Here is a 26817-nt window from a genome sequence, read left to right as displayed (position 1 = left end):
TATTCTCCTTTACGAATAATTATTGATTAAACTGTATAAGCGTTCTTACCAGAGTTAGCTGCGTCAACGTAGCTTGTCTTAACCTGGTCTACCCACTTGTGGATCTTCATAACTTCCTCAGACATCTGAGACATCTTTGATGAGATATCAGCGATGAAGTTAACGCATGCCTCAGCCTCTTCGCCTTCCCAGCAATCCTGGAGTGGTCCCTGAAGATTCTTAACGTCTGTTGTAAGCTGATCAAGATCAGTTGCGCCAGCTGAAAGTGTTGAAAGGTATCCCTCAACTTCGCTGACATTCATACCCTTTTGTGCCATTTTGTTTTCCTCCGTTTTTACACTTTTTTCAGCCGATTAAAATTCAGCCGATTTTATCTATGATAAAGACCATCGGTCAGTACCAAGCAATTTCACCAAACAAGTTTTCTCCCATTTGTCTTCAATATGAAATCCGACTTCTATTCCAAAAAAGCGCAAAAATTGCTCTAGACACTTCATTTTTGAAGTATCCAACATCATCAATATATAATTAGCAGATTTTTGAAATTTCTTATGATTTACAAATCACCCAACTCTGTTATAGATAATAATATTATTTATATTTCTTAAATTGTAAATACCATTTTTTCACTTTTATCCATTTTCTATGTTTTATATAAATATCCATGTAATATTTTAGATATATTTAATGAATCGATATTTCACATACATCATTTCAGTTTTTTATTAAAATCACCATCAAATGTCGAAACGATGCACATCTACAGTTTTCAAAAATCTTTTATTTCTTGCAACAATTTCTCTCTTCAATTTCTATACAGATGAACGTTGCAAAATGTTGCAAAAAAATTGTAAATATTTTGCAGTATATTACTACTCTTTTTATCGTACGAACATACAACTGGTTTTGGGAAATGATATAATTAGATGAACAAAAAGGAGAATCCATTATGTGTGAAGCATTAAAAGAACTAATGGCTGATGAGTTAAAAGAAGCTCATACAAAAGGTGAACTTGTTGGTACCGAAATAGGCAAAGACACCGTAAACCGTCTTAACGAAATCCTTCTAAAAGAAGGGCGTTTGGACGATCTCAAAAAAGCCACCACTGATTCAGAATTCCAGAACAAGCTGATTAAAGATCTGCTTTAATTAGCCCAAACTACAAACAATAATAAAAGGCGCTTCATGGTAATCATGAAGCGCCTTTTCGCTGCGGATAACAGGAGTCGAACCTGCACGGTCGCCCACTGGAACCTAAATCCAGCGCGTCTGCCAATTCCGCCATATCCGCTGAGCAGAGTACTTGCCGAGGTATTCCTCACATACTCTAGATAAAAATAAAATCTCTATTCATAACAAATAGAGATTTCAAATGAGACACGGGGGATTCGAACCCCCGACAACTTGATTAAAAGTCAAGTGCTCTACCACCTGAGCTAGTATCCCATATAATCAAAAAACGGCACAAAATTCCGTCAGAGCTGGGCTAGCCGGATTCGAACCGTCGTATGCAGCAGTCAAAGTGCTGTGCCTTACCGCTTGGCGATAGCCCATTGCAGCAAAAGAACTACTGTATAAAATAAAGTGCTTATGCACAGGGTGGCTAGAGGGACTCGAACCCTCGATCTCCAGAACCACAATCTGGCGCGTTAACCAACTACGCTATAGCCACCATAATTGGAATAATTCAGAAAAAAATTGCGGGCATATCTTAATGGCAAGAATCCTTGCACCGACATCCTCGCAAGCAAATCTTATATCTAAATTATAACACAAATGTGCCCGAAGGGATTCGAACCCCCGACCCACGGCTTAGAAGGCCGTTGCTCTATCCAGCTGAGCTACGGACACATGTCCTTGAGCAATTGCTATGTTCCTGGGATTCTCACTAAACTCGACTTCGTCTCATTAAGTGTTCACCCATGGCTCGTACTAGCTTCAAAAAACTCAGCAAGTACTCTGCTCAAAAGCGGGTGATGGGAATCGAACCCACGTATCCAGCTTGGAAGGCTGGTGTTCTACCATTGAACTACACCCGCATATATATGAAGTTACGGCGAGTCGGGGTGACAGGATTCGAACCTGCGACCCCCTGCTCCCAAAGCAGGTGCTCTAGCCAAACTGAGCCACACCCCGTTCCTAACTGGGCCTTTCATAAAGCCCTCAGCCGTAACGCGAGATTTATTATATAATAATTCTCACCAAAATGTCAACACATTTTTTAGAACTTTTTAACGATTTTATAAGTACTTAATTTCATAAGAAATAATGTCGTCATCTCCCATGGAAAGCACTAAATAACTGGGTCTTCGGCCTTCTTGTCTCGGATAGGAAAGACTTCCAGGATTAAAAACGTAAACTCCACCCATTGTTTTTGCAACAGGTTTATGTGTGTGACCAAAAATAACTACCTCAGCATTTCTTGAAATCGCTTCGCTACGAATATACTCAAGATCCATGTTGACCATGTAGTTATGACCATGGGCCACAAAAAACTTGTGACCATCAAGAGTAAATTCCAGCTCTCTATTAAGATCTGAGAAGAAATCATTATTGCCCGCAACGAAATACACAGGACAATCGCAGGCCAGGGCAAATTTCCCTTCAGAGCCCTCAAAATCTCCGCAGTGGATCACTCCATCCACAGGCTCCTCCGCTTCCAATGCCCTATAAAAATTATCATCTCTTCCATGAGTATCACTTACTACCAAATATTTGTGCATATTTCCCCCAAATTAAAGCTTTTCTTTAAGAAGTGCAGCCATCTCCCTTAAAGCCTTTCCCCTATGGCTAATGGCGTTCTTTTCAGCCTCAGAAAGCTCTGCGCTTGTTTTACCATACTCAGGTAAAAAGAAAATTGGATCATAGCCAAATCCATTGCTTCCACTAATTTCGTAGCCAATTCTGCCTTCCATCTTACCAACGGTGCCAAATGCCTCTCCATTAGGAAATACTGCAGAAATGGCGCATACAAACCTGGCTGAACGCTTCTCATCAGGCACTCCCTCAAGTCTGCCGATGAGGTTATTATTCTTCTCTGTATAGGAAGTATCATGTCCCATATATCTAGCTGAGTAGATTCCGGGTTCGCCGTTAAGATAATCAATCTCAAGACCTGAATCATCTGCCATTACGATGGATTCAGCAGCAAGTTCAGGGTTCTTTCCCTTAAGAAGTTCTGCCACAGACTTAGCCTTGATCATGGAGTTCTCAGAAAATGTTGTTCCATTCTCCTCGATATCGCCGTCTACACCAGCTTCCTTCATAGAAATAACTTCGCAGGAAAGTCCGGAAAGAATCTCTCTAACTTCCCTTAATTTGTCCTTATTGCCCGTTGCAAATACGATTTTCATAATCTCTCCTCAAATATATTAGTTCTTTTACCAGAAATAAATCTGTTGTATTCCCGGATCCATCACTTACCAAGCTCAGCAAATCCCGCCTTGATTGCCTCAAATATGCCCTCTGCCATGCGCTTACAGTAAGTAGGATCTGTCATCTTCCCATAGTCCTCGTTGCCTGAGATATAGCCCGCAGATATTCTGGCTGTTGGCACTGTGGACCGGGACAGCAAAAGATCTGTCTCGTCGCTTTCAAACATACCAAGCATTGAGTTTTCAGTTCTTTTACCACAGTTCTGTAATAGAAGGTCCGCAAACTGTGCATTATTAAGGTTCCTGATGAAGAATACGCCGTTATAATAGACATAAATGCCATTCACAGACTTATCTGTAGAAACATCAGTATCTATCTTGACCACCAGGTCTGCTCCGCTGTCATTTATGAGAGCAAGGCGCTTCTCGTCGTCGATGTTACGGCCATCAAGCCTCGTAAAATAAAATTTGGTGGAGGGGTCGTCAATCCTGTCCGTTAGCTCTTTAAGAGAAAGAACTATATCTAACGGAATGTCCTTGTCTGACGCCGCGTCCACCACTACTATGTGATCATATTTATCTGAAGGCTTACTGAAAGTCACCTCAATGGTACTATTGTCAGTAAGGGTGCTCTCGCTGGCATAAAGAGAATCCAGCTTAAAATCAAGGCACACACTGCCTGTATCATTCTGTGTTATACAAACAGCGCTTTCTAAGATATCAAGATCCGTGGTAATGGCGTTGTCCTTGTAGAAACCCTCTTCTCTGCTGTCTACGTAGATGCAGAGTTCGTGGTCCACATATTTGTCTTCAAGGACAATGTTGTCAGAGCTCACCGTCTTGGGAAGAGGAATTATGAGCTTGCCTGCGCCTCCTGCCGACGTATCGGTACTTATCAGGAGGTTATAGGAATCATCTCCGCTTCCTCTGTCCACGTAGGTCCCAGCCGCATCAGTAATCATGATGTGCTTGGTTGCTGACCTGTGAAGCATTACCGCAATAGAAAGCACTGTGAAAACGGAGGCCCTTACGACCATCCTTTTCATTTCAGTGTTGTTCATACCAATATCCTATCTACCCAAGCCTTCTTGTGCAATTAAACCAGAAGTCTGAAGATTAGCTGTCTTCTCTGGCATTCTTGCGGAGAGGCTTAGGTCCCATAAACTGATAAAAATATGTCTTGAGCATACCGTTGTAAATCTTACGATTCTTGGTAGCCTTAAGTCCTATGTATTTCTCAGCCTGCTCGTAGCCTGTGATCAGGAACATTGACCAGGCATCAAGGGCTTTGTATCTGGCGCCGATAGTCTTGTAAAGTGAAGGAAGAATGTCCTGATCGCCGATTCGCTCGCCGTAAGGAGGATTGGTGATGATAAATCCATATTTCTTCCTATGGGAAAGATCTGCCACGTCTCTGGCCTGGAAATGGATCATGTGATCAACTCCCGCCTTCTTGGCATTGATCCTTGCTATCTCGATCATCTCAGGATCAAGGTCGTAGCCCTGAATATCCACCTCCACATCAGTGTTTATCTCTTCTCTGGCTTCATCCCTTACGTCCTGCCAGTTGCTCTTAGGAATCAGGTGCTCCCAGGCCTCTGCAGTGAAGTGTCTGTTAAGACCAGGTGCGATGTTAGCTGCGATCATGGCTGCCTCGATTGGAATAGTTCCACTACCGCAGAAAGGATCGATAAGGATTCTGTCTGCATGCCATGGAGTCAGCATGATAAGTGCTGCTGCCAGGTTCTCCGCGATAGGAGCCTTGGATTCAAGCTTACGATAGCCTCTCTTGTGGAGAGAATCTCCCGTAGTATCAAGGGCTATGGTCACCTCATCCTTCATGAGGAACACTCTTATTGGATAGCTCTCCTGATCTTCCTTGAACCAATCTGTGTGGTAGCTCTGTTTGAGCTTTTCCACGATAGCTTTTTTTACAATGGACTGGATGTCTGATGGGGAAAAGAGCTTACTCTTAACAGAAGAAGCCTTCTTAACCCAGAACTTACCTCGCTCTGGAATAAAATCAGCCCAATCAAGTGCCTTGGTGCCCTGATAGAGGTCCTCGAAGGTCTCTGCATGGAAGCTTCCCACCTTGATAAGGATTCTCTCTGCAGTTCTCAGTCCGATATTGGCGCGACAAACAGCGTCAGCATCCCCTGCAAAGGTGATTCTGCCGTCCACTGATTCTGTGATGTCATAGCCAAGGTCAATTATTTCTTTTTTTAGTACTGCTTCCAGGCCAAAATGGCATGGAGCTATTAATTCATATTTTCTCATACTTTGTAATTATAACATAAATAGATCTACCTATTATATGGAAATATTGCCTAAAGCAAAAGACACAGCGCATCTATGTAGGTGCACTGTGCTTTTGCTTTCACATTATGAGGTTTTTTATATGTATATGTTTATGGCAAACAATCATATAAATCTTTTTCTAAGAAGGAAGAACAATCCTGCAAGGATAACTGCTGCCACGCTGCATACTGTGACAGGAATAAGTGGGAATGTGCCTGATGTGCCGCCATCTCCTGGCACATCGCCATCTCCAATGCTTACGCCTATGTTAGCGCTGCCACTTGCTGAATTTGTAGCATTTGTGCTATCTTCCTTATTTGCTGAGTCATCAGAATTGCCGCTGGTGTTGATGTTGCCGGCACTGCTTGATGCGCCCTCGTCATCTCTGCTTGCGCCTGCTACAGACTGGTTGTCACCTGTGCTTGTGCCAGTTCCTGTGCTAGTTCCGGTTCCAGTGCCGCCAGTTGTTGTACCAGTGCTTGTTCCTGTGCCAGTTCCGCCGGTTGTATTTCCAGTCTCAGTTGTTCCCTGGTTGGTACCTGTTGAAGTGCCAGTAGATGCTCCAGTTGATGCACCAGTTGAGCCTGATCCAGTGCCTGTTCCAGAATTGTTATCTGACTGTCCGCTACCTGAACCACTGCCTGAGCCGCTACCAGATGAGCTTCCACCTGATGTTCCAGATCCGCTTGATCCGCTACCACTTGTGCTTCCACTACCAGCTTCACTTGAACCGCTATTACCGGATTCACTTCCAGATCCGCTAGTATTTCCGTTATCTTCGCTCTTCTTGTACTCTCCGTTAAGTGATGCCACCACATCGCCGCAAGCAATGCCTGCACCCTCAAGAGCACTTACAGCCCTGTCTGTGAGCTTTAAGAAATCACCGAGATCGATTGATCCATCAGCTCTTCTCATGCCTGCTGCCACAGCGTAAGGATCGGAAACGCTTGCCTTAGGTGCATCAAGAGATACAAACCAGTCATCTGTCACAGTAAGTCCATCACTGTTGCTGCACTTACCGTCATTCCAGTAGAAATTCTTTGTTCCATAAATCTTAGTGCTATCCTGACTTCCCTTAGTCTTGATAGTCTCGTTGGTGCTTGTGCCCTCTGTTCTGTAGCTCATTACGCCCTGTACATAGAAATCTGTATTGGCATTGTCATTAGTATAAAGAGCTACATTGCTTCCGCCATTATTAAAGGACATGCTATTGTAAACCTGAATATCAGGGCCAGAGTTAGAATCGATACCCTTAGCCTTATTATTCCATGCAACGCAGTTGATAAGCTTGTGAGCGCCGTTAATGCTGGATCCGCCCATCTTAAAGCCGTTACCGTTACCTTCATTGGTGCCATCAACATCGTATCCATTACCAAAGGCAACACAGTTCTGAATTGTCACCTGACCGATAGGTCCAGTCTCAGGCTTTGCAAAAAGATCCCATCCATCATCCGCATTGTTATAGGAAATACATCCGTCAAATACAACGCCTTCGCCAACAGTGAGCTTTGCAGCAAATCCGTCGGCGTCCTCATAGCCAGAATCTGCATTAGCATAAGAAGTACAGTTAAGAATCAGGTCATTACTTGGCCACAAATCCTTAGTATCAGTAGATAAGTATCTGCTTATCTGAATACCAGTATTGCCATTCTCATAAGCCCTTACATCCTCAAGAGTGATGTGGCTTCCGCATACCTGGATGCCCTTCATAGAGTTGCCTGACTTAGTGCAGTCGATGCCCTTCACATACCAGTAGTTACCTACGAAGATGAAGCCTGCGCACTTGCCGCCAAAGTCAAATACTGCTCTTCCGCCGTCTCCAACCATCTTGATCATCTGGGAAGAAGTTCCGTCAATTCCTCTTGCCACTACAACTGTGCTTGTAAGATTATAGGTTCCAGCCTTCACCCTGATGGTCTGACCAGGCTGAACATACTTAACGGCTGTATAGATATCCACAGGATCAGTCTCAGTACCTGCACCGCTGGCTGTTCCCTCAGGAGATACATACACATTTTCACTGTCGTTGATAGTAAGGAATGTTACCGTATGTCCAAAGGTCACTGTCTCATAGGAAGCCAGCACCTTGTACTCATCTCCGTCTGGATGGAAGCCCTCTGCAGGCGTAAATGTGATCTCAAATCTATTGTTACCACGCACCAGATCTGCTTCCACGCTTACTACCTCTGATGCCTTAACCTCTTTTTCTGTTAAAAGAGCTTGTCCCTTAGCATCAGTAACTGTAAGCACACCATCAGCATTTCCTGAATACATAAGCTCGTAAGTAGCAGTATTGGAATGCTCAGCAGAAACTACCTTGTAATTTGGTGTCACATAAGTTACAGGCCTATTCTCAGCTGGAGCATCCTCTGATGGATCAATAACCTCAAGACTGATGTTGCTAAAGGTAGCCTTGAATGATCTTGAAACAAACATTCCTACATATACATTGTCCTTATCAAGAGCTGAAAGAGCCTCTGTATCGTAGAACTTCTTAGTTGCAAGAACATTTCCATTCTCATCAAGATAACTTACAAAGTATCCTGTATTATTCTTCTGAATTCTAAGTGTTACCTGTGTAAGAGGATTAGCCACTGTTCCAGCAGCCTTTCCAGCCTCGTTACCAAAGAGATTATAAGTTCCAGATCCACTTGTAGCGCAGCTTGTCTCAAGGGTATACATGCTGGAGCTAAAGTCGCTTGTGATAGTTGCCTGATCATTAGCCTCTAAAAGTGCCAGATTATCTGGGGTTACACCCACCTTCTCCTGAGCACCAAGGCCATCCTTCATTGTAACCTTAACGCTGGTCTCATCCTTTGTAGCTTCGCCCTTATCTGTATCGTAGAAATACTCTACCTTTGTTCCGGAAGCCATATAGGAGTTGTTCCAGAAAGCTGACTCATCGCCGTGGATTCCAACCCTGTCACAGGCCATGATTCCAAAGCCCTCCTGACCGTTAGTAAAGGTCCAGGAATCAATTGTTATTGTCACTGTAAGAGTAAAGTTCTTGGAGCTTGGCACTGCTGTATAGTAGAAGGCAAGGCCATCTGTAGAAGCTGGCACAAGCTTACCCTTATTATTAAGATTCCAAAGAGTTACAGATTCATCAGAAGCTTTGAATCCAACATTCTTTTCATCCTTGGAACTCTCGCCAGTTCCAAAGGCTGCAAATGTCCATTCTCTCTCGCCTTCTTCAGTTACTGTGATATTCACCTTTGATGCCTCTGACATATCCTCGCCTCTGTTTGCACAAATTGAAAACTCATATTCGTGCCCAATAGTTAATCCCACAAATGTATATAAATACTCTGTAGAAGTATTAGTCACCACCTTCTCAGGTACGTATGTAGCCTTTGAAAGAGCTGCGCTGTCATCCGTAAGATCTTTTAAATAAAGTGTATAATCCACAGCCTCAGCCACTGAGTAGAACTTAAAAGTTACACTTCCGTTGCCCTTGTTTACTGCGCTCTTGATAGAAGGAGCTGTAAGTGGAAGGGTAAATGAAAACGCCTCAGACTGAGCACTTTCCTTAGCAGTCTCCTCATCTTCTCTTGTGATCTTAGCAACAAATCTGTAGTCTCCACTTACCTTAGGAGCGATAGAAAGAACTGTCTCATCCTGGTACTTAGTGGAGTCTGCACTTCCTGCCACATTGCCCTCTGCATCAAGCATTGTAACCACAAGCTTGTCAGCGCCCTTTACTCCAATTGAAGCATCCACTGTAACATCGATCTTAGAAGCGTTGTCCTTGTTAACTGCAACGTTCTTAATTACAGGTGCCTGAACATCCTCCCAGGCATCTCTCGTCTCATCCTGCTGTTCATAACTTACCTCTACCTTGAAGATGTAGTTACTGCCCACAATAGATCCAAGATAGTATGTGCCTTCAGCCCCCAGCTCAAAGGATGAAATATAAAGCGCATCTTTTGTGCGGTCTCCTTCTGTTTTGGCCACCGTTTCTCCAGCAGCATTAAGAATTGCTATCTGACGGTTATTGGTATTGCCTTCAGCCCACCAAACCTTCACGGTAGCTGCCTTTGTAGTTGTAAACTTAATTGCGTTGGCTGTAGTAGAAACCACACCGCCAAAGTTGATTCTTCTGGTTGCTTCATAGTCATCAAAGGATTTATTCTTATCCTCAACCTTTGACTTAGCACTGTATATCACTGTAAAGAAGTTCTCTGTTCCAGCCTTTTCCGATCTTCCTTCATTAGAATCAGCTGTGCCGAAGGTCTCCACATCTGAACCTTCTAAGGCAAATACTGTAGTCTCGCTTGTTTCCTCGCTGGAAGAAGGCTGCTCCTGGCTTGTTCCATCAGGGAACTTAATTGTCATATCGTCGCCGTGCTCTGTAAATGGATCCCAGCTTCCAAGGAAGGTGGAAACTGCAATATCCTTGCCATCTGTAGTCTGCGCAGCTGTACTTACTGGTGCCCAGCTTGCTCTGCTTGAAGAGTTATCCACCTTGGACGCCTCGTAGGTTCCATACTCAACATTTCTAAGTGTGGTTCCGCTAAGGCTGTCGTTCCATCCAATAGGATAGATAAGTGATTCAGACAAAGAGCTGTACTGGTCGCATGTGGCATCAATGATTGTGTCAAAGAACACAACCTCTGAAGTATCCTTCGCCCATGGTCTTCCAAGGTATCCAGGCTTGGAAGCGTTTGCTGATGCTGTGTTAACACCTGGCTGTGTGCTTGTAACTGTGCAGTTGTACATAAGATAGCCGCGGGTGCTGGCGCTCTTTTGCTGAGCTGCAGTTATATATCCGTAGTCCTTCTCTGAATCGGAAGTATTAAACACAAGATCACACTTGGCAAATACTGCTGTCATGGCGCCAAAGATGTAGTCTGTTCCGCCATAGATATCGCAGTCATAAAGAGCAAGTACCGCTCCCTGTCCGCCATAGAAGGTATCCTGGCGTCCGATAAATGCGCAGTGATTCATGTAAACATCAATTACATTGTTGGTAAAGGCGATGGCTGCAGCTCTTTCTACATAATCCTTGTACTGAACTGCTGTGTCACCTGCTGCCATGTCACTTCTAGCAGCGCCCTTCTTCTCCTTTGCTCCAGACTCCTTAATGATGGTGTCCTTTGCTGCCAGCTCAGACTGATACTGGTTAAAAGAGTTCTCGAATATAACGTCATAGGCTTCGAATCCGGAAGCACTTACCACAACTGTGGCATTCCAGTAGCTGCCTGATGTTGTTGAACCACCTGGGTTGGTAAAAGAGCTATATCCGTTATAATTATTTACTTCCAAAAGCTCTGCATCGTACTTGCAGTCGCTTCCCATACTATAGTAAGAATAGCCATGTCCGTAGTAGCTTGTGATACGAACGCTGTCGCCGGCAATACCAACACCGCTGTCTGTTGTAACGATGCTTCCTCCTGCCTTGGAATTCTTAAAGGTTACGTTTGGAACGTCCACCACCAGCATTTCCTGATAATCGCCTGGGTCGATTGATACTACAACCCTCTGATCATCGGATCTGTCCATCTTTCTGATAGCTTCAAGAGCTTCAGAAATTGTCTCGTAGTCACGGCCCTTACCAACGGTAACCGTACTCTTATATGAAATCTTTGAATTATCTGCAACTGTAAATGGGACGATAACTGTGTGAACACCGTCTGTTACGTGGTTCTCGTCAATGAATGCATCTCTTGAATGCTCTTCATCAAAGGTCACGCCAGTTGGTAGTTCTTTTACCATAACGCGGTACTGACCCTGACGGAGAGCTGCCTTACCATCTGCAATGTCCTTGCCGGTAAATGAGTAGGAATAATCAGTGTCCTTGTAGTCATTGTCTGGATCAATCAGCACGAAGGTGAAGGTAGCCTCGGCAAAGTCCTTGAGCTCATAGCCATCACACTTAATCTCCACTGCCAACTTAGTTGTGTCCTTCTTCTGGAGCTTAAGGACAACGTCCTTAGTGTCCTTGGCAAAAGAAATCTCGCTTGTAAGAAGCTCGTAGTCGTCGGCGCCTTCCACTGTAACCTCATATGAAACGCCCTTCTGGAGGGTGGTCTCAAAGGTAATTGTTGCCTTGTCGTCGCCGTCCTTGGTATCGTTGATGAGCGCCATTACAGGCACATAAACTGAATCCTGATCATCAGGTTCAAACTTAAACTCGGCCTTGGTTACAAAATCCTCAGCGTCCTCAACGTCGATTCCTTCAATAGTTCCGCTTACACTAACAAGATCCACAGAAGCAACGGTAACTGTAAGGTCTGTGTCGCCACTAATGTTGATCTCTTTATCAGAAGTAATAACGTACTCGTCAGCACCCTCAAGGCTCATCTCATAATCAAAGCCCTCTGCGAGGCTTACGCTGAACTTGCCGTCTGTAACTGTAGCCTTAACCACGCTGCCATTGGCCTTGCAGGTAAATACTATGTCAAAAGAGCTATCTCCTTCATAGCCTTCCACAACGCCGTTTACATCAGAAAATGTAGCGTGCTCTCTCATAACTCGACAGACTGTAAGCTTCTCGTTCTGGGAATAGAGCTTATAGGTACCAGTCTTTGAAGGGTAAAAGACAGCTTTTTTAACAGCCTTGCTCTCGCAAACGTACTGATACTCTGTCTTGTCACTAGAGTCGTTTACATTTTCAAAAACATAAGTTGAATCTGTACCATTACTTGAAACATAGAAAGTGATGATGTCTCCAGCCTGGCATTTAAGGGCCAAGTAGTTGTTTACATTACCTGAAGAATTAGAATAGATGGCACCTGTAAACACATTGCCATTTAAGTCTTTATATGAATTATTCTGCTGTCTTGTGAGATTCTCATTAGTAGAAATGATTCTGTTATTGTTCTTGTTGGATGAATAGTAAAAATCGTCATCATCAATAGAGAATGTGGCAAAGCTGACACCTACTGTGCCTGCTGCAACACTCTCTCCATAAATAGAGTTGATCGTGTATTCATCAAGTCTGTTGTTATAGGAATCTCCCAGATTCTCTGCGCCAAAGTCCCAGACGTCGGTCTTGTTGTCATCAAAGTTCCTGTCAGAGCCTGATGTGCCACGGTTCTTGCTGTCAGAATCTTCCTTCTCTGACTTATCATCAGATGTTTCATCCTTGGATGTATCATCTGCTGTGGTGTCATCGGTTGTAGTATCGTCTGATGCTGCCTCGTCGGTCTTCTTATCGTCAGATGTCTCGTCTGTTTTCTTGTCGTCTGAATTGCTATCATCTGTCTTATTACCAGATGTAGTATCATCCGATTTCTTGCCCTCAGAAATTTCATCACCAGACTTGGCGTTGTCAGATGTCTTGTCGTCTGTACTCTGACCACCAGATTTCTGGGCATCAGAAGACTGATCAGCAGTGTTTTCAGCTGATCCACCCTGAGTTTCTGTGTTCTCCGTGGTAGATTCCTTGGATGTGCCCTGATCTGCAGAATCATCGCCAGTCTCTGCAAAGGCAACTGAAGATGGCAAAATGCCACTTAGATTGGAAATTCCCAGCGCCAAAGCCATAGCGGTAGCCACAGCTTTAGCCCTGGTTTTCCCCATACGTAACCCTTTTCTCATGCTTATCCTCCCAAAAATTCACATGATATGACCTTTTGTCCCCATAAATGATGTAAGCGCTTACATCATTTTTGAATGTGCCTATATCTTAGCATAAGGGTGCCGGCGAAAACAAGATATTTTCTGCAGTTTCTTTCGTGAAATTAGCTTATTAATCAACAAAGTTATAGGGCTGATTTTGGTGCTTTTGCACAAAGAAAAGGAGGGCTGCCCTTTGGAAGCCCTCCCCATTACTCTATGATAGCGTTTTCATGATTATTGCTATGGATGGTTTAAATAGATCTTTTATCCATCTATACTCATCAAGGCTTAAAGTAGCTGATAGCATCTGTCATGTCAGAAGCAAGGCCCTGGAGCTTAGATGCAGACTCGCTGATAATTGCAAAGGTTGCATTCAGCTCCTGCATAGAAGCATTGGTCTCTTCTGATGATGCAGCATTTTCTTCTGATATAGCGGAAAGATCTGAAATAATCTCTGTAAGCTGATCCTTAGCACTATTAAGTTCCTCAACGTGCTGTGCGATGTTGTCTGCACTGTCTGCCACATTTCCAACGTTGTCAGCCATATCCTGCATGTTGTTCTTGGTATCATCAAGATGATGTTCCTGCTGAGTAAAGTCATCATTAAGTCTCTGCATTACTGCTACAGAAGCCTCTGAATCCTCAACCAGCTTTTCTACGATCTTCTTGATTTCCTCTGCAGAATTACTACTCTGAACAGCAAGCTGTCCGATCTCGGTAGCAACTACAGCAAAGCCCTTACCGGCTTCTCCAGCTCTTGCAGCTTCGATACTTGCATTAAGTGAAAGAAGGTTGGTCTGAGATGCGATCTCTGTGATAGCTTCAGAGAACTTAGAAATCTCTTTTGCCGACTCATTAGTAGAATCGATTGTATTACCAATATCTTTTACCGATGCCTGAACCTCTGAGCTCTGAGCAATAAGACTGTTAAGAGCAGACATAGCAGCCTCACAGGAGGTCTTCATGTGCTCAGCGTAGCCATTAAGCTGCTGAACATTGTCTGCAACCTCATCGATATTATGTCCAATATCCTGTGTATTACCAGCTGCTGTCTCTACGCTCTCAGCCTGGTTAACAGCGCCCTTGGAAATATCGTCAACGGCCTGGCTTACCTGTCCAGATGCTGCAGAAGCCTGATTAGCAGAATCAGCCAGCTCTGCGCCTGCACTCTTAAGCTCAGCAGACATATCCATTGTGGTCTTAATAACTTCGCCAAGTTTATTACTAAGGGTCTGGGCACCGTCTGCCAAAAGACCTATCTCATCGTTTCTGGCAATATATGTAGGATCGATATTGAGCTTCAGATTACCCTGAGAAAGAACTCCCAGCTCATCAGCAATGGCGCGCATCTTAACGGAGGATTTAATGGCGATAAAATATCCAAGGCAGGAAAGAGCTACTGTAAAGATAATAGCCAGCACAATCATCAAAATAATGCTGCTTCTAACCTTAGCGTCAACGTCCTCGGTTTCTCTTCCAGAGTAAACCATACCAACGTTGGTTCCGTCATCATTGGCAAGTGGCGCATAGTATGAATAATACTTGGTGGATGCACCGGCAGGAATAGCACCTGGTGTGTACTTCTCCTGGCCCTGTCCTACAACAGCATTGAAAACTGCGTCAGACACAGTAAAGCCAGTAAGCAGCTTACCATTTTCAGAAAGGGTTGTAAGAACCCGCTCATTGCCGTAGAAAACAGAATACTCAACTCCGGTGGAAGACTTCATCTCTTCCAGAATTGTCTGGTATTCCTCCATGATATTTTCTTCACCCTTATAAAGAACGCCATCTACATAAGTCCAGTCACCATCCCAGACGTTGGACATCTCACTGCCAAGCTGAACTGTGGCAAGGCGAAGCTCCTCTTCAACCATGTCATCGTAAGTAGTCTTCAGATTAACTGCACTTATAACAGTAAGGATTGTAGCAATTGCCACAATAGCTGCGATTGCGGCTATGATCAGTTTTACAACCAGTTTTCCATTACGCTCCTTGGGTGCCATGTAATACCTCCTTCTCTCACCTACACGTGTACAAACAAAGTGAAGATATTTATAAGCAAATTTGTCCCTTATTAGTTATCGGTCTTGCGTATTCTTTCAAACGTATTATAGCATTCAAAATATTCACAAATTCTTATGTTTGAGTTAATTTATATAAAGATTTTATGAACTGGGGATCTGGTAAAAGAGCTGTCTTAATTAGCTGGGAAATAGATGAGAAGTATTATCAATACCGCGTGGATCGGGCAAAAGAATTAACAAAAAATCATGTTGCTTGCAACATGCTCGCGCCGAGCGCGGTTGCATTTATGCAACATTTACCTATCGCGCGATGTGCAGATCACTTGGCGAGGTTTTTTCGAGCCTAGTGAAATGTCATACACAGTAGTGCGCATCCATAGCGGAGCGTTTTTTATGATATAGGAATTTCGGAGAAATTTCCTATATCATAAAAAAGGAACCTCTTACGAGATTCCTTTACAGTGTGCGTGACAGGATTCGAACCCACGACCTTCTGGTCCGTAGCCAGACGCTCTATCCAGCTGAGCTACACGCACAAGCTCTGTCGCTTTATGCGACAAAGTATATTATATGCACTGACTAGTGCTTTGTCAACATGATTTTTCATGTTTCTTTAATTACTGCCACTGAATTGGGCTGTTGTTCTGCTGGCCATTCGCATTCTGCTGATTATTCGCATTCTGCTGAATATTTGCATTCTGCTGATTGTTCATATTCTGCTGGCCGCCGAATTGGTTCTGATTAAACTGTTGATTCTGCGGCTGTTGGAACTGGTTCTGGTAGAACTGTTGATTCTGATTGAACTGCTGGTTCTGTGGCTGCTGGAATTGATTCTGCAAACCAAACTGGTTCTGGTTGAACTGGTTCTGTTGATTCTGCTGGAACTGATTCTGCTGCTGGTACTGGTTCTGCTGATTCTGCTGGAACACTTCTCTCTCGCCCTGAAGTCCAAGCTGCGCGTAGTACTGAGTATATGGATCATATCCGTACATCTGCTGCTGTTGCTTCTTTCTATTATGAAGGACAAGAATTATAACAACTACAATGATAGCCAGCACAAGAAGCACACTAATTGCAATGATGATAGGAACAAGTGCCCCGCTTCCGCCTGCTCTGTACTTAACATACACGGTCTGATCATCATCCAGTGAAAGAAGATCCCATGTAAGAGTCTTACCATCATCAGAAACCTCTGTAGCATTGTGTTCCATAGGCTTGTTAGGAAGCTCAATAGTAAACTTCATATATCCACCGGAAGCTATCATATAGCTGGACATCATAAGCATTTCTTCCTCTTCGTCAGCATCAAATACCTTCCAGTCGATGGTGTAAATGTCACCATCCTTTTCTATGGTAAACTTCTTATCGAAGAGGTCATCATTACCGTCAAACTCTTCGATATCTACATCCTTCTTAGAAATTGTATAGCCGTTGTAGCCATCCTTTCTATACTTCTCAACTTCGAAGCCCTGATCCTCAAATTCTTCGATCTGCTCGTCTGTAAATCCGCTGGATAAGCTAAACTCATCATCATATTCATCATCAAAATAATCAGCGTATTCATCCATTGAAAGCGCTGATGACATAGCTACAGTAACTGCCACGTCTGCCTTGCCATTCTTCTTGATCTTAACGTTAGCATCGTATCTAACGCAGCCAGAAAGGCACAATACGCATACTAAAAGTACAAATAATCCCCTAACCTTTGTCTTCATATATCCTCCAAAAATCCGTTCTGAAGTAAATTATATATCAATGCCCCTAAACATTGAATCTATTTTTCTCTCTTTTTATCTCTTTTGAGTTATGCTGCCTTTTCTGCCATAGCCACATCCTCTGTGGTCTCATAGGCATCAAGCTCATCCATTTCATTTTTCTGCTTTCTGATTCTGGAAGCTGTGAAAAGACCTGCCACAACAGATATAAAGAAAACAAGAGCGATAACCAGTGCAATAACCTTAGCTCTTGCCTTTTTATCCCCATTATTTCTACCTTTAAAGAACTTCATACTAATCACTCCTTACCAACAATACTTAATATCTGTAATAAAAACAGACAACGAATTTATTGTAAAGGAAGACGGCTTGTTTTTCAAGGAAATCACTGAATTTTCACGGTTTTTTCACCCCATAAAAAAGAAGCCATATTTCTATGGCTTCTTCATATTTGTCATCATTACACGGGACCATTTTTCTCCGCTTCTTCTGCAGCCTTGGTCTGGGTAACAAGCTTCTCCATATCAGGTCTTGCAAACTCAAAGCAGGCCATGAGTTTTGGTGAAAAGACACCACATTCTCCATTTTTGATCATGTCATAGGCCTTATCCATTGGGAATGCTGCCTTATATACTCTGTCGCTTACCAGAGCGTCATATACGTCCGCAAGGGCCGTTATATGGGCTCCAATTGAGTTCTCATCACCCTTAAGCCTGTCAGGATATCCGCCGCCGTCATATCTTTCATGATGATGTCTGCAAATGTCCTTACACATCTCATAATACTCTTTATCCTGGACATCTTTTAACATCTCAATAACTTCGCTACCCCTTGTAGTATGGGACTTCATCACTTCGAATTCCTCGTTAGTAAGTCGCCCTGGCTTAAGAAGTATTGAATCAGGAACAGATATTTTGCCGATATCGTGCATGGCTGATGCCTGGGTAATAACATCAATAAGATGAGGCGTAAGGCCAAGTTCAGGATAGTTATTCATGGCTGTCAGCGCAAGGATGCGGACAAAGCCCTTAATTCTTTTAAGGTGATAGCTGGATTCCATGCTACGGAACTCAACTATGGTTGCGATGGTATCGATTACCTTCTCGTTACTGCTGCGAAGGCGCTCTTCCTGCTTTTTAAGATAAATGAACTGTTTCTTAAGAACACGGGTCTGATCATCAACCTGGGTCTCCAGATTGTTCTTATGGTCGTAAAGCTCAATGTTCCTGGAAACACGTCTGTCTACAATAACCGGATCAAAGGGCTTGTGGATAACATCGGCAGCGCCCTTCTGGTAGCTGGTTCTTTCTGCTTCTGTAGAGGTATCTGCCGTGATCATCAGGACTGGGATGGAATCGTTTAGATTATCCTTCTCAGCCATGGCCTCCAGAACAGCATAACCATCCATCTCAGGCATTACGATATCAAGAAGAATCGCGGCCAACTTGTCCTCATTTTCTTCCATCATCTTCATGGCTTCTTTTCCATCGCCAGCCTCAAGGATGTTGTACTTGTCCTTGAAGATCTCGCCCAAGATGCCTCTATTGATTTCGTTGTCATCTACCACAAGAATTGAGCGGTCTGCCATTTGTACCCTCCAATAATGAAGTTACTCGCCAGAACAAGGTTCGATCACAGAAATCAAAGATTTCCTATCTCACCTTTCAACAATCGCTGCACATCCCATTCCACCGCCGACGCAAAGGGTTGCAAGTCCCTTGTGAACGTCACGTCTCTGCATCTCGTAAAGAAGTGATACAAGGATTCTGTTGCCTGAGCATCCTACAGGATGTCCAAGAGCAATAGCGCCACCATTTACATTAAGCACGTCATTGCTAAATCCAAGATCATGCTGTACAGCTACTGACTGAGCTGCAAAAGCTTCGTTTGCTTCGATAAGATCAAAGTCTCCAATTGAGTAACCAGCCTTAGCCATAACCTTCTTGGTTGCAGCAACAGGTCCGATACCCATGATGCTAGGCTCAACACCGGCAAGCTCACCGGCAATCCATGTTCCAAGAGGCTTAACTCCAAGCTCTTTTGCCTTCTCTTCGCTCATAACGATGATTGCAGAAGCTGCGTCGTTGATACCTGAAGAGTTAGCAGCTGTAACAACACCGCCGTCCTTCTTAAATGCTGGCTTAAGTCCAGAAATACCCTCAACGGTAACGCCCTTACGTGGGCCTTCATCTGTGTCAAAAATGATTGTCTCTTTCTTTTTCTTGATCTCTACAGGAACGATCTCTTCCTTGAACTTGCCCTCTGCAATAGCCTTCTCAGCCTTATTCTGGCTCCATGCAGCAAACTCATCAAGCTGCTGTCTTGTAAGATGCCACTGCTCAGCGATGTTCTCAGCTGTGATACCCATGTGATAGCCGCCAAATGCGTCTGTAAGGGCATCCTTGATCATTGCATCCTGAAGTTCTCCAGATCCCATGCGGTATCCGTAACGACCCTGCTGCATAAGGTAAGGTGCCATTGACATGTTCTCCATACCACCAGCAACGATGATGTCAGCATCGCCCATTCCAATGAGCTTAGCAGCCAGGTTTACGCAGTGAAGACCTGATCCGCAAAGAACGTTTATTGTTGTAGCTGGAACCTCTACAGGAATTCCAGCGTTGATTGCTGACTGTCTGGCTGGGTTCTGTCCAAGACCTGCCTGAATAACGCAGCCCATGTATACTTCATCAACCTGCTCTGGCTTAACGCCTGCACGCTTAAGCGCCTCCTTGATTACAATTGCACCAAGTGCTGGAGCTGGGGTTGTGCTAAGTGTTCCGCCCATAGTTCCAATCGCTGTTCTACATGCTCCTGCCAAAACTACTTTTCTTGCCATACTTTTTTCCTCCGTTTATGCCTTGAATTATATGTGTAGATCTGCAATAGATCCAGTTAACGTATGCTAGTACATACCATTAATATTTTATCATTTTATTGATTTGTTCTCAATGCTTTGTACGTTATGTCGTCAATTCGTAGTGATCATTATTTCTGATTTTGTAATTTACAAAGCTCTTACTTCTGAAGTCTCAGCGGAAGTTCCAGTCCGTGATCCTCTAAAAGAGCTTTATTAGACAGGATTTCCGAGGTCTTGCCGTTGGCAATTATCCTTCCATCGTCCAAAAGGACTGTCCTCTCACAGGTATCCATGATGAAATCCAGGTCATGGGATGTGATCAGCTTAAGGGAATGGATATCGTTAAGAATGCTGATCAGGTTCTTTCTGTTCCTTGGATCCAGCGCAATTGAAGGCTCGTCCATGATGATAATATCCGGCTCCATGGCAAGGATCGTGGCTATGGCCGCCAGCTTCTTCTCACCTCCGGAAAGCTTGTAAATGTGCTTGTTCTTAAGGTCGCTGATATGAACCTTAGCCAGGGCTGCATCCACTTTTTCTTTTACCTCTTCCTCTGAAAGCCCGTAGTTCCTAGGGCCAAAGGCCACATCGTCCTCAATTGTGGATAAAAAGAGCTGACTATCTGAATCCTGGAAAACGTAGCCGATATGCTCCCTGACATGGTTTAAGTTCTTTTTATTAACAGGATGGCCTGCCACCTCAATTGTTCCCTGATAATCAAGAAGCAGTCCCACTAAAAGCTTCATCAGTGTGGACTTTCCGATTCCGTTGGCTCCGATGATTCCGATGCTTTCGCCGTCGTGTGCAACAAGGTTGATGTCATCAAGGACATGGTTGTTGTCTTCGTAGGTGAAGCTCAGGTTCTCTATTCTTAGTATTTCTCCGTGTATTCCTGTGTGCATAGCGTTCTCCAATCAAATAATAACTCTGCTGCGAATCAGGACCAGGATCATGGTCCAGATTATGACGTAGAGTATATCTAAGAGCCCATAGCTCTTTTTACTGGTAAAAAAGTCCCCCTTAAAGCCGCGAAGCAGCATGCTCTCGTACACATCCTCTGCTCTGTCCATGCTGCGAAGTAGCCACTGGCCCACCAGCGTGCCCCAGGCTTTGTAATGAATTCCCTTCTGGGATGGGGCTCTTAGTTTGTAGGCTGTGATAATGCGCTCTGCCTCTGCTCCCATGACGCCAAAGTATCTGTAAATCAGCATGATGACTATTACGATCATCTTAGGCATGTGAAGACATCTTAGAGCGTAGCAGATATCGTCGATGGAGGTGGTGGCGATGAGGATATAGGCCGACAGCGCTGAGTAAAAACCCTTTAGCATCAGAGTTACCATGGATACCATGCCGCCTGTTACTGCAAAGCCTCCCTGAACTGCAGCCCCTGTTTCAGCTGCGGTGCCACCTATGTAAAAGAGTATGTTCTTGTCAAAAAATGGATTAAATATGCCCACCAGAAGTACCAGTGGAAGGATCAGTCTCATTCTGTAGAGGCCGTCTTTAAAGGACAGCTCTCCAAGGATGAAGCCAAAGATCGGGTAAATGCTCATGATGATCAGCGGAACCAGATCGTACTTTCCAAATGAGACTGTGATTATTATGTAGAAAACGCTAAGAAGCAGCTTCCCCAGTGGGTGAAGGATATTCATCCACTGAGAACGCTGCTGTAAGTCCTGGATTTTATTTAGTTCTTTTAACTGCTTATCAATTGACGCCATGTGAATAATTCATCCAGATTAATATTGAGACTCTAGTTTGTCATTCATGATGGCTATCCAGCATCTATCACGCTGGATTTCTATCTTAAATGCGGCTTATCAGGCAGCCTTATCCTCTTTGTTCTTCTTAAGGAAGAATCTGCATGCATAGCAAAGGCCAACCATGAGGGCCACAACCACAAGGGCTCCAACTATTCCTGAGAAGCTGGTGCCGATGGCTGCCTCACTTCCCTTAAATGCGTAGTCTGGAAGAAGTGATGTTGTATCCTGGATTCCTGCGGCTACATCATAGGCTCCGCCTGCTGCTTCAAGCTCTGATGTTCCAGCAACCTTCTCCATTGACCACTCCAGGCCATCTGGGAATGCTGATGCAAAAAGAGATACGATTCCACCTGCAATTGCTGCAAGAACTGCGAGGACGATAATTGTATTCTTGAAGGAAAGCTTGCCTTCCTTTTTCTCCTTAACTACGTCTTCGCCGCCAATGCCCCACAGAAGCTCTGGTCTTGCCTCGTATACGAATACGAGAACTGCTGCTGTGATAAGGCCTTCAACAAGGCCGATAGCCAGGTGGATAGGCTGCATAGCTGCAAGGAATGCAGAGAATGGAAGCTCTGTTACACCTGATATTAAAGTCTCTAATGTTACTGAAAATGCTCCTAACTGCAATGTTACTATACATCCAAGGATTGAAGCAATAATAATCTTAGCTCTGCTGGCACCTTTTTTCATCATTGGTCGCCAGAATAGGAAGGACCCCAGGAAACACCCGTAAAAGGCCATGTTCCAGACATTGCAGCCCAGTGCCAGAAGACCTCCGTCTGCAAATAATAATCCCTGAACCAGGAGTACTCCGATCATTGTGATAAATCCAGCGAATGGTCCAAGCATTGCTGAAAGCATCATGCCTCCGCAAAGATGTCCTGATGAACCTGTTCCTGGAATTGTAAAGTTCAGCATCTGAGTTGCAAATACAAATGCCCCCATAACTCCCATTACAGGAATCTTCTTAGGATCATTCTCTTCCCTTACTTTCTTGATTGAAACTCCTGCTGCAGTTCCTGATAAAACGTACATTGTTCCTGCAACTGCTGGTACTACCAGCGCATCTGCCATATGCATAATAATTTACCTCCCCCACGCCTTTTGTTTTTATATTTGTGAGCTATTAAGCTCCGCATTTCGTGAAAAGGGTGTGTCGACGCACAAATCACCGGACGAAAAATGTGGGCCTACACACCTTGGCAACACAATAATTATAAAGCTTGCAAATTGGGGCTCACAAGCCCCCTAGGGGGTTATAAATGCATAAAAATGCCACTAATTATCAGTGTAATTAGTGGCAGGTTTTATGCGATCATTTCTTGTTTTCAAATATCTTTTTAATTGCCTGATCGTATGGCGCTGTGAGAACGCCATGCTCTGTGACAATTCCTGTGATGAGATCATTGTCAGTTACATCAAAGGCTGGGTTGAAGACGTTTACTCCCTCTGGAGCCATGCGCTCTTTGTACCACATCTCTGTAACTTCCTCAGGCTTTCTCTGCTCAATATTGATCTCTTTTCCGGTAGGGGTGTTGATATCAATAGTTGAGGTTGGTGCACATATATAGAATGGGATGTTGTATCTCTTGGCAGCAAGCGCAACCATGCTGGTTCCGATCTTGTTAGCAGCATCACCGTTGGCAGCAACTCTGTCGCAGCCCACAAATATTGCATTGATGGCGCCTGTTCTCATAAGAGAAGCTGACATGTTGTCGCAAAGAAGTGTTGTATCAATGCCTGCTGAATGAAGCTCGTAGGCTGTAAGTCTTGCACCCTGAAGAAGTGGTCTTGTCTCGTCGCAGTAAACCTTGATGTTATAGCCCTTCTCATGAGCCAGATACATAGGTGCTGTAGCTGTACCGTACTTGCAGGTAGCAAGCTGGCCTGCGTTACAGTGAGTAAGAAGACCATAGCCATCCTTAATGAGCGTTAAGCCATATTCACCGATACGTCTGCAAACATCGATATCTTCTTCCTTGATACGCTCTGATTCTGCGCGCATTTCGGCAATGAGCTGAGGAAGGATTGCCTCGAAGGAGCTGTGTTCTTTATTGTCAGCGCTTGGCTGTTCCTGTGCATTAATGCTAGTTCCTGTAAGTTCCCCATAAAAGCCCTTCACATGGTTCTCCATGCGCTTAAGTGCCCATGAAAGGTTCACGGCTGTAGGTCTTGAAGAATTCAGGAAGTCGCTCTTTTCTCTTAGCTCTTTTACGAACTCATCATAGGTGGCGGCCTGTGAGTGCTTCATGAGAAGATAAAGGCCAAAGCCTGCTGTTACGCCAATTGCAGGCGCCCCCCTTACCTGAAGAAGGTAGATTGCGTCCCAGATCTCCTGGCCTGTGTGAAGTCTGATCATCTTGGTGGTGCCTGGAAGAAGGGTCTGGTCAATGATCTCTATTGCGTCGTCTTCATCTATAAGTGCTACTGTTTCGTAATCAAGAATGCTTTTCATATGCGTTGTCTCCTGTGTTTTAGTACTTGCTCATTAATTGCTTGTGCTGCTTACTGAAGTTTGCCCATAAGCTCAGCTGCTGCTTCGCTTCCGTGCTTGGCTGCGTAGGAAGCCCACTTCTTGGCTTTTGCATAGTTCTTTTCACCGAAATCGCCGTTGTAGTAGCCAAGTGCTATGGCCTCTGCGGCCTCGATGCTGCCTTTGCCTGCCTTATCTATAAGATCAAGTAATTTCTGTTTTTTATCCATTTGTGTTCCTTTCTAATCATATTTGAAACTAATTAGCCATTAGTTTATTTTAAGTATTCTCGAACAATTCTATCAATAACGTCTTTTCCGAGTCCTATATCGCTAGTTTCAAAAGTATAGATTATATTCTTTCCCATATAATACCCATTTTGATAATACATTTCCATCTTTTGAACTGCACGCCGTGCATACTCTGGATTATCCATCATGCCGAAATGTTCAAGATAATAATCTTGCCTGGTTCTTACATTTAACAGTGCAAAATCCGCAAATATCTGAGAACCATCCTTAAGAACAACATTGGGCTCATAGACGTAAGGTATGCCTTCCATCATGAATTTATCCGCCAGGATCTTTTCTGACTTTGATCTGACGTGCTCACCAATTTCCGAGAATATATTGGTTACATTCTCATAGGTGTTGATATCTGTCTTCTTTTCTTTTTTCCATTTATCAATGTATTTATCATCAGGAAGAACAATGGGAGTTATCATACTTTTCTTAACTTCACCCAAACCATTATATATTATTTCGAGGTTATTTTGTTCATAACATTTCAACAGATTATCCAGGCCCTTCTCAAGCTTTGTGACTCCTGTCAGCGCCTTTCTATTATATTCCTTCTGAGCCAGATCAATTGCCAATTGTTTGTTGTCTTTATGAATATATTGGCCATTCTTATGCTCATGTTTCTCCTCTTTTTTATAACATCGGAAGTATATGTCATTATGACATCTATCCACCCTTAAAGAGCCTTCCGGAGCTTTCTGAACCTCCTTTTCAAGCTCTTGTTTTATGCAAATTAGCGATTTATGCTCAATCTGTAATTTATCTAATACTGCTTTTATCATTTGTATCCTCTTTTCTATCCTCTTTAGTATCCTCTTTAGTATTCTCTTTTTCTATCCTTCGGTGTCTTTAATAGGTCTCCAGCTAATGCACCGACTTTTTGGCGCATTATTTCGGATGGTTTTATTTCTTTTTAGTAATCCTCCGAACACCGACACCCTTCTCTCGGTGTATTTCTTATTCTCTATCTTACTTACCGAAATACCTCCTACTATTCTCGGTTTTTTACATGCATATATGATCCAGCACCGAATCACATTTGTTATTCTTCGGTGCATATTTAATAGCATTGTTATATCCCCGATAATAGTTATTTTTCCATTAGTGTATTCTCCACATGTTCCTGAAAACACCGAATACTCCACTAAATCTGTCGGTGGTTCTCAGATTCTCTTAAACATGCTCCGAAGCAAGTATTTTACGAACATCTACACCTTCACCATAAGCCTAATCCAATGGGATTTGCTCGATAGCAGAACGCCATCGCTTGAAACAAACATTAGAATGTATTAGATATTATCAAATCAAATTAGAATTGTAAACATAACTCTGATTTAAGCACAAAAAATCTGCCATTCCAAAAGGAATGGCAGATTGATTATCACTAATGAATATTAGTTCTTTGCAGCAAGAGCTTCCTTGATCTTCTTTGTAAGAGCAGGAACGATCTTGTTAAGATCTCCAACTACGCCGTAGTCAGCTACATCGAAGATAGGAGCATTCTCATCCTTGTTGATAGCGATGATGATGTCTGACTCTTCCATACCTGCAACGTGCTGGATTGCTCCAGAAATACCGATTGCGAAGTAGAGCTGAGGACGAACTGTCTTACCTGTCTGACCAACCTGAAGATCCTTTGGCTTCCAGCCTGAATCTACAACAGCACGTGAGCAAGATACTGTTCCGTTAAGAGCCTCTGCAAGGTCATCAAGGATCTTGAAGTTCTCTGCAGAACCAACTCCACGACCACCAGATACAAGGATCTTAGCAGCCTGGATATCAGCAACTGAAGAAGCTTCCTTAACGATCTTAAGGATCTCTGTGTAGCAGTTGTTCTCTTCGAATCCAGGATTGAATTCAACAACCTCTGCCTTAGCGCCCTTAATAGGATCGATCTTCTGCATAACGCCTGGACGAACTGTAGCCATCTGAGGACGGAAGTCTGGGCAAGCGATTGTAGCGATTGTGTTACCACCGAATGCAGGTCTTGTCATAAGGAGCTGCTTATGCTTTGTCTCTCTAGCTGGTGATGGCTCAAGTGGGAAGTCACCAATCTCGAGCTGTGTACAGTCAGCTGTAAGACCTGTATGTACTCTTGATGATACTCTAGGGCCAAGGTCTCTACCGATTGCTGTAGCACCAACAAGGAGGATCTCAGGCTTGAACTCATCGATTACTGATGCAAGAGCGTGTGTGTAAGGCTCTGTTCTGTAATCCTTAAGAGCTGGATCATCAACTACGATTACTCTATCTGCGCCGTACTCAGCGAGCTTGTCTGCAAGACCTTTAACATCGCTACCAAGAAGTACAGCTGTTACTTTTTTCTCATCAAGGTCGTTAGCAAGATCTTTTGCCTTACCAAGAAGCTCAAGCGCGATGCTTGAAAGCTCATTGTCTACCTGCTGAGCAAATATAAATACACCCTTATATTCTTCTAAAGACAT

At 43.7% G+C, this 26817-nt stretch carries 19 protein-coding genes and 8 tRNA genes; 1 reads left to right on the top strand and 26 read right to left on the bottom strand.

The features are described 5' to 3' along the window. Positions 1-26: 26 nt before the first annotated feature. Positions 27-317, bottom strand: a complete 291-nt coding sequence (locus T541_RS0101595) for a WXG100 family type VII secretion target (RefSeq protein WP_026651044.1) — start codon at positions 315-317, stop codon at positions 27-29. A gap of 632 nt (positions 318-949) precedes the next feature. Here T541_RS0101595 and T541_RS0101590 point away from each other — a divergent pair. Further along, positions 950-1150 (top strand): hypothetical protein, encoded by a 201-nt coding sequence (locus T541_RS0101590; RefSeq protein ID WP_026651043.1) that lies wholly within the window; start codon positions 950-952, stop codon positions 1148-1150. A gap of 62 nt (positions 1151-1212) precedes the next feature. On the opposite strand, the gene T541_RS0101585 is transcribed toward T541_RS0101590, so the two are convergent. From T541_RS0101585 to T541_RS0101465, 25 genes are all read right to left on the bottom strand, one after another. Continuing rightward, a tRNA-Leu gene (locus T541_RS0101585) sits at positions 1213-1292 on the bottom strand. An 82-nt stretch (positions 1293-1374) separates the two neighbouring features. After that, positions 1375-1447: transfer RNA gene (locus T541_RS0101580), tRNA-Lys, on the bottom strand. 35 nt (positions 1448-1482) lie between these two features. Continuing rightward, a tRNA-Gln gene (locus tag T541_RS0101575) sits at positions 1483-1554 on the bottom strand. A 45-nt stretch (positions 1555-1599) separates the two neighbouring features. Continuing rightward, positions 1600-1673 (bottom strand) — tRNA-His (locus T541_RS0101570). A 105-nt stretch (positions 1674-1778) separates the two neighbouring features. Next, positions 1779-1852, bottom strand: a tRNA-Arg gene (locus T541_RS0101565). 117 nt (positions 1853-1969) lie between these two features. Beyond that, positions 1970-2040: transfer RNA gene (locus T541_RS0101560), tRNA-Gly, on the bottom strand. A 22-nt stretch (positions 2041-2062) separates the two neighbouring features. After that, positions 2063-2137, bottom strand: a tRNA-Pro gene (locus T541_RS0101555). Between the two features lie 104 nt (positions 2138-2241). Then, the gene (locus T541_RS0101550) at positions 2242-2724 is read right to left on the bottom strand and encodes a metallophosphoesterase (RefSeq protein WP_026651042.1); all 483 of its coding nucleotides are present in this window, start codon (positions 2722-2724) and stop codon (positions 2242-2244) included. 12 nt (positions 2725-2736) lie between these two features. Continuing rightward, positions 2737-3357, bottom strand: coding sequence for an RdgB/HAM1 family non-canonical purine NTP pyrophosphatase (gene rdgB, locus T541_RS0101545; protein ID WP_026651041.1), 621 nt, complete (start codon positions 3355-3357; stop codon positions 2737-2739). Positions 3358-3416: 59 nt separating this feature from the next. Continuing rightward, the gene (locus T541_RS0101540; RefSeq protein WP_026651040.1) at positions 3417-4436 is read right to left on the bottom strand and encodes an N-acetylmuramoyl-L-alanine amidase family protein; all 1020 of its coding nucleotides are present in this window, start codon (positions 4434-4436) and stop codon (positions 3417-3419) included. 55 nt (positions 4437-4491) lie between these two features. After that, entirely contained in the window at positions 4492-5652 is a 1161-nt protein-coding gene (locus T541_RS0101535; RefSeq protein ID WP_026651039.1) for a THUMP domain-containing class I SAM-dependent RNA methyltransferase, read from the bottom strand. Between the two features lie 144 nt (positions 5653-5796). Beyond that, positions 5797-13215, bottom strand: a complete 7419-nt coding sequence (locus T541_RS20460) for a pectinesterase family protein (protein ID WP_051538027.1) — start codon at positions 13213-13215, stop codon at positions 5797-5799. A gap of 302 nt (positions 13216-13517) precedes the next feature. Next, positions 13518-15239, bottom strand: coding sequence for a methyl-accepting chemotaxis protein (locus T541_RS0101525; protein WP_026651038.1), 1722 nt, complete (start codon positions 15237-15239; stop codon positions 13518-13520). Between the two features lie 483 nt (positions 15240-15722). Then, a tRNA-Arg gene (locus T541_RS0101520) sits at positions 15723-15796 on the bottom strand. A gap of 81 nt (positions 15797-15877) precedes the next feature. Then, the gene (locus T541_RS21300; protein WP_155839440.1) at positions 15878-16975 is read right to left on the bottom strand and encodes an LppM family (lipo)protein; all 1098 of its coding nucleotides are present in this window, start codon (positions 16973-16975) and stop codon (positions 15878-15880) included. Positions 16976-17064: 89 nt separating this feature from the next. After that, the gene (locus tag T541_RS0101510) at positions 17065-17268 is read right to left on the bottom strand and encodes a hypothetical protein (RefSeq protein WP_026651036.1); all 204 of its coding nucleotides are present in this window, start codon (positions 17266-17268) and stop codon (positions 17065-17067) included. A gap of 167 nt (positions 17269-17435) precedes the next feature. After that, complete coding sequence (locus T541_RS18490; protein WP_034465559.1) at positions 17436-18563, bottom strand: HD domain-containing phosphohydrolase; 1128 nt, start codon at positions 18561-18563, stop codon at positions 17436-17438. A 69-nt stretch (positions 18564-18632) separates the two neighbouring features. Next, positions 18633-19814 carry an acetyl-CoA C-acetyltransferase gene (locus tag T541_RS0101500; protein ID WP_026651035.1) on the bottom strand — a complete coding sequence of 394 codons (1182 nt, stop codon included), beginning with the start codon at positions 19812-19814 and terminating at the stop codon, positions 18633-18635. A gap of 179 nt (positions 19815-19993) precedes the next feature. Further along, positions 19994-20737: an energy-coupling factor ABC transporter ATP-binding protein gene (locus T541_RS0101495; RefSeq protein WP_034465556.1), complete on the bottom strand. Its 744-nt coding sequence runs from the start codon at positions 20735-20737 to the stop codon at positions 19994-19996. Positions 20738-20749: 12 nt separating this feature from the next. Continuing rightward, positions 20750-21559: a cobalt ECF transporter T component CbiQ gene (gene cbiQ / locus T541_RS0101490; RefSeq protein WP_026651033.1), complete on the bottom strand. Its 810-nt coding sequence runs from the start codon at positions 21557-21559 to the stop codon at positions 20750-20752. 99 nt (positions 21560-21658) lie between these two features. Continuing rightward, the gene (locus T541_RS0101485; protein ID WP_026651032.1) at positions 21659-22681 is read right to left on the bottom strand and encodes an energy-coupling factor ABC transporter permease; all 1023 of its coding nucleotides are present in this window, start codon (positions 22679-22681) and stop codon (positions 21659-21661) included. Between the two features lie 235 nt (positions 22682-22916). Then, complete coding sequence (gene mtnA / locus T541_RS0101480; protein WP_026651031.1) at positions 22917-24056, bottom strand: S-methyl-5-thioribose-1-phosphate isomerase; 1140 nt, start codon at positions 24054-24056, stop codon at positions 22917-22919. Positions 24057-24106: 50 nt separating this feature from the next. Beyond that, positions 24107-24304 carry a hypothetical protein gene (locus tag T541_RS0101475; RefSeq protein ID WP_026651030.1) on the bottom strand — a complete coding sequence of 66 codons (198 nt, stop codon included), beginning with the start codon at positions 24302-24304 and terminating at the stop codon, positions 24107-24109. Between the two features lie 44 nt (positions 24305-24348). Beyond that, complete coding sequence (locus tag T541_RS0101470; RefSeq protein ID WP_026651029.1) at positions 24349-25155, bottom strand: hypothetical protein; 807 nt, start codon at positions 25153-25155, stop codon at positions 24349-24351. Positions 25156-25767: 612 nt separating this feature from the next. Next, on the bottom strand, positions 25768-26817 hold the full coding sequence (locus T541_RS0101465; RefSeq protein WP_026651028.1) for an electron transfer flavoprotein subunit alpha/FixB family protein: 1050 nt from the start codon (positions 26815-26817) through the stop codon (positions 25768-25770).

The organism is Butyrivibrio proteoclasticus P6B7, from assembly GCF_000622085.1.
GTDB lineage: Bacteria > Bacillota > Clostridia > Lachnospirales > Lachnospiraceae > Butyrivibrio > Butyrivibrio proteoclasticus_A.
Note: the sequence above shows the minus strand (reverse complement) of the source record. Positions and strands in the feature narration are given on the sequence as shown.

What these genes read in the sequence shown, in the direction of transcription:
- T541_RS0101470 (WP_026651029.1), bottom strand. Translation starts at nt 25,155, where the DNA reads ATGATAAAAGCAGTATTAGATAAATTACAGATTGAGCATAAATCGCTA.
- T541_RS0101495 (WP_034465556.1), bottom strand. Translation starts at nt 20,737, where the DNA reads ATGCACACAGGAATACACGGAGAAATACTAAGAATAGAGAACCTGAGC.
- cbiQ (WP_026651033.1), bottom strand. Translation starts at nt 21,559, where the DNA reads ATGGCGTCAATTGATAAGCAGTTAAAAGAACTAAATAAAATCCAGGAC.
- T541_RS0101535 (WP_026651039.1), bottom strand. Translation starts at nt 5,652, where the DNA reads ATGAGAAAATATGAATTAATAGCTCCATGCCATTTTGGCCTGGAAGCA.
- T541_RS0101510 (WP_026651036.1), bottom strand. Translation starts at nt 17,268, where the DNA reads ATGAAGTTCTTTAAAGGTAGAAATAATGGGGATAAAAAGGCAAGAGCT.
- T541_RS0101475 (WP_026651030.1), bottom strand. Translation starts at nt 24,304, where the DNA reads ATGGATAAAAAACAGAAATTACTTGATCTTATAGATAAGGCAGGCAAA.
- T541_RS0101550 (WP_026651042.1), bottom strand. Translation starts at nt 2,724, where the DNA reads ATGCACAAATATTTGGTAGTAAGTGATACTCATGGAAGAGATGATAAT.
- T541_RS21300 (WP_155839440.1), bottom strand. Translation starts at nt 16,975, where the DNA reads ATGAAGACAAAGGTTAGGGGATTATTTGTACTTTTAGTATGCGTATTG.
- T541_RS0101465 (WP_026651028.1), bottom strand. Translation starts at nt 26,817, where the DNA reads ATGTCTTTAGAAGAATATAAGGGTGTATTTATATTTGCTCAGCAGGTA.
- mtnA (WP_026651031.1), bottom strand. Translation starts at nt 24,056, where the DNA reads ATGAAAAGCATTCTTGATTACGAAACAGTAGCACTTATAGATGAAGAC.
- T541_RS0101525 (WP_026651038.1), bottom strand. Translation starts at nt 15,239, where the DNA reads ATGGCACCCAAGGAGCGTAATGGAAAACTGGTTGTAAAACTGATCATA.
- T541_RS0101595 (WP_026651044.1), bottom strand. Translation starts at nt 317, where the DNA reads ATGGCACAAAAGGGTATGAATGTCAGCGAAGTTGAGGGATACCTTTCA.
- T541_RS18490 (WP_034465559.1), bottom strand. Translation starts at nt 18,563, where the DNA reads ATGGCAGACCGCTCAATTCTTGTGGTAGATGACAACGAAATCAATAGA.
- T541_RS20460 (WP_051538027.1), bottom strand. Translation starts at nt 13,215, where the DNA reads ATGAGAAAAGGGTTACGTATGGGGAAAACCAGGGCTAAAGCTGTGGCT.
- T541_RS0101540 (WP_026651040.1), bottom strand. Translation starts at nt 4,436, where the DNA reads ATGAACAACACTGAAATGAAAAGGATGGTCGTAAGGGCCTCCGTTTTC.
- T541_RS0101590 (WP_026651043.1), top strand. Translation starts at nt 950, where the DNA reads ATGTGTGAAGCATTAAAAGAACTAATGGCTGATGAGTTAAAAGAAGCT.
- T541_RS0101485 (WP_026651032.1), bottom strand. Translation starts at nt 22,681, where the DNA reads ATGCATATGGCAGATGCGCTGGTAGTACCAGCAGTTGCAGGAACAATG.
- T541_RS0101500 (WP_026651035.1), bottom strand. Translation starts at nt 19,814, where the DNA reads ATGGCAAGAAAAGTAGTTTTGGCAGGAGCATGTAGAACAGCGATTGGA.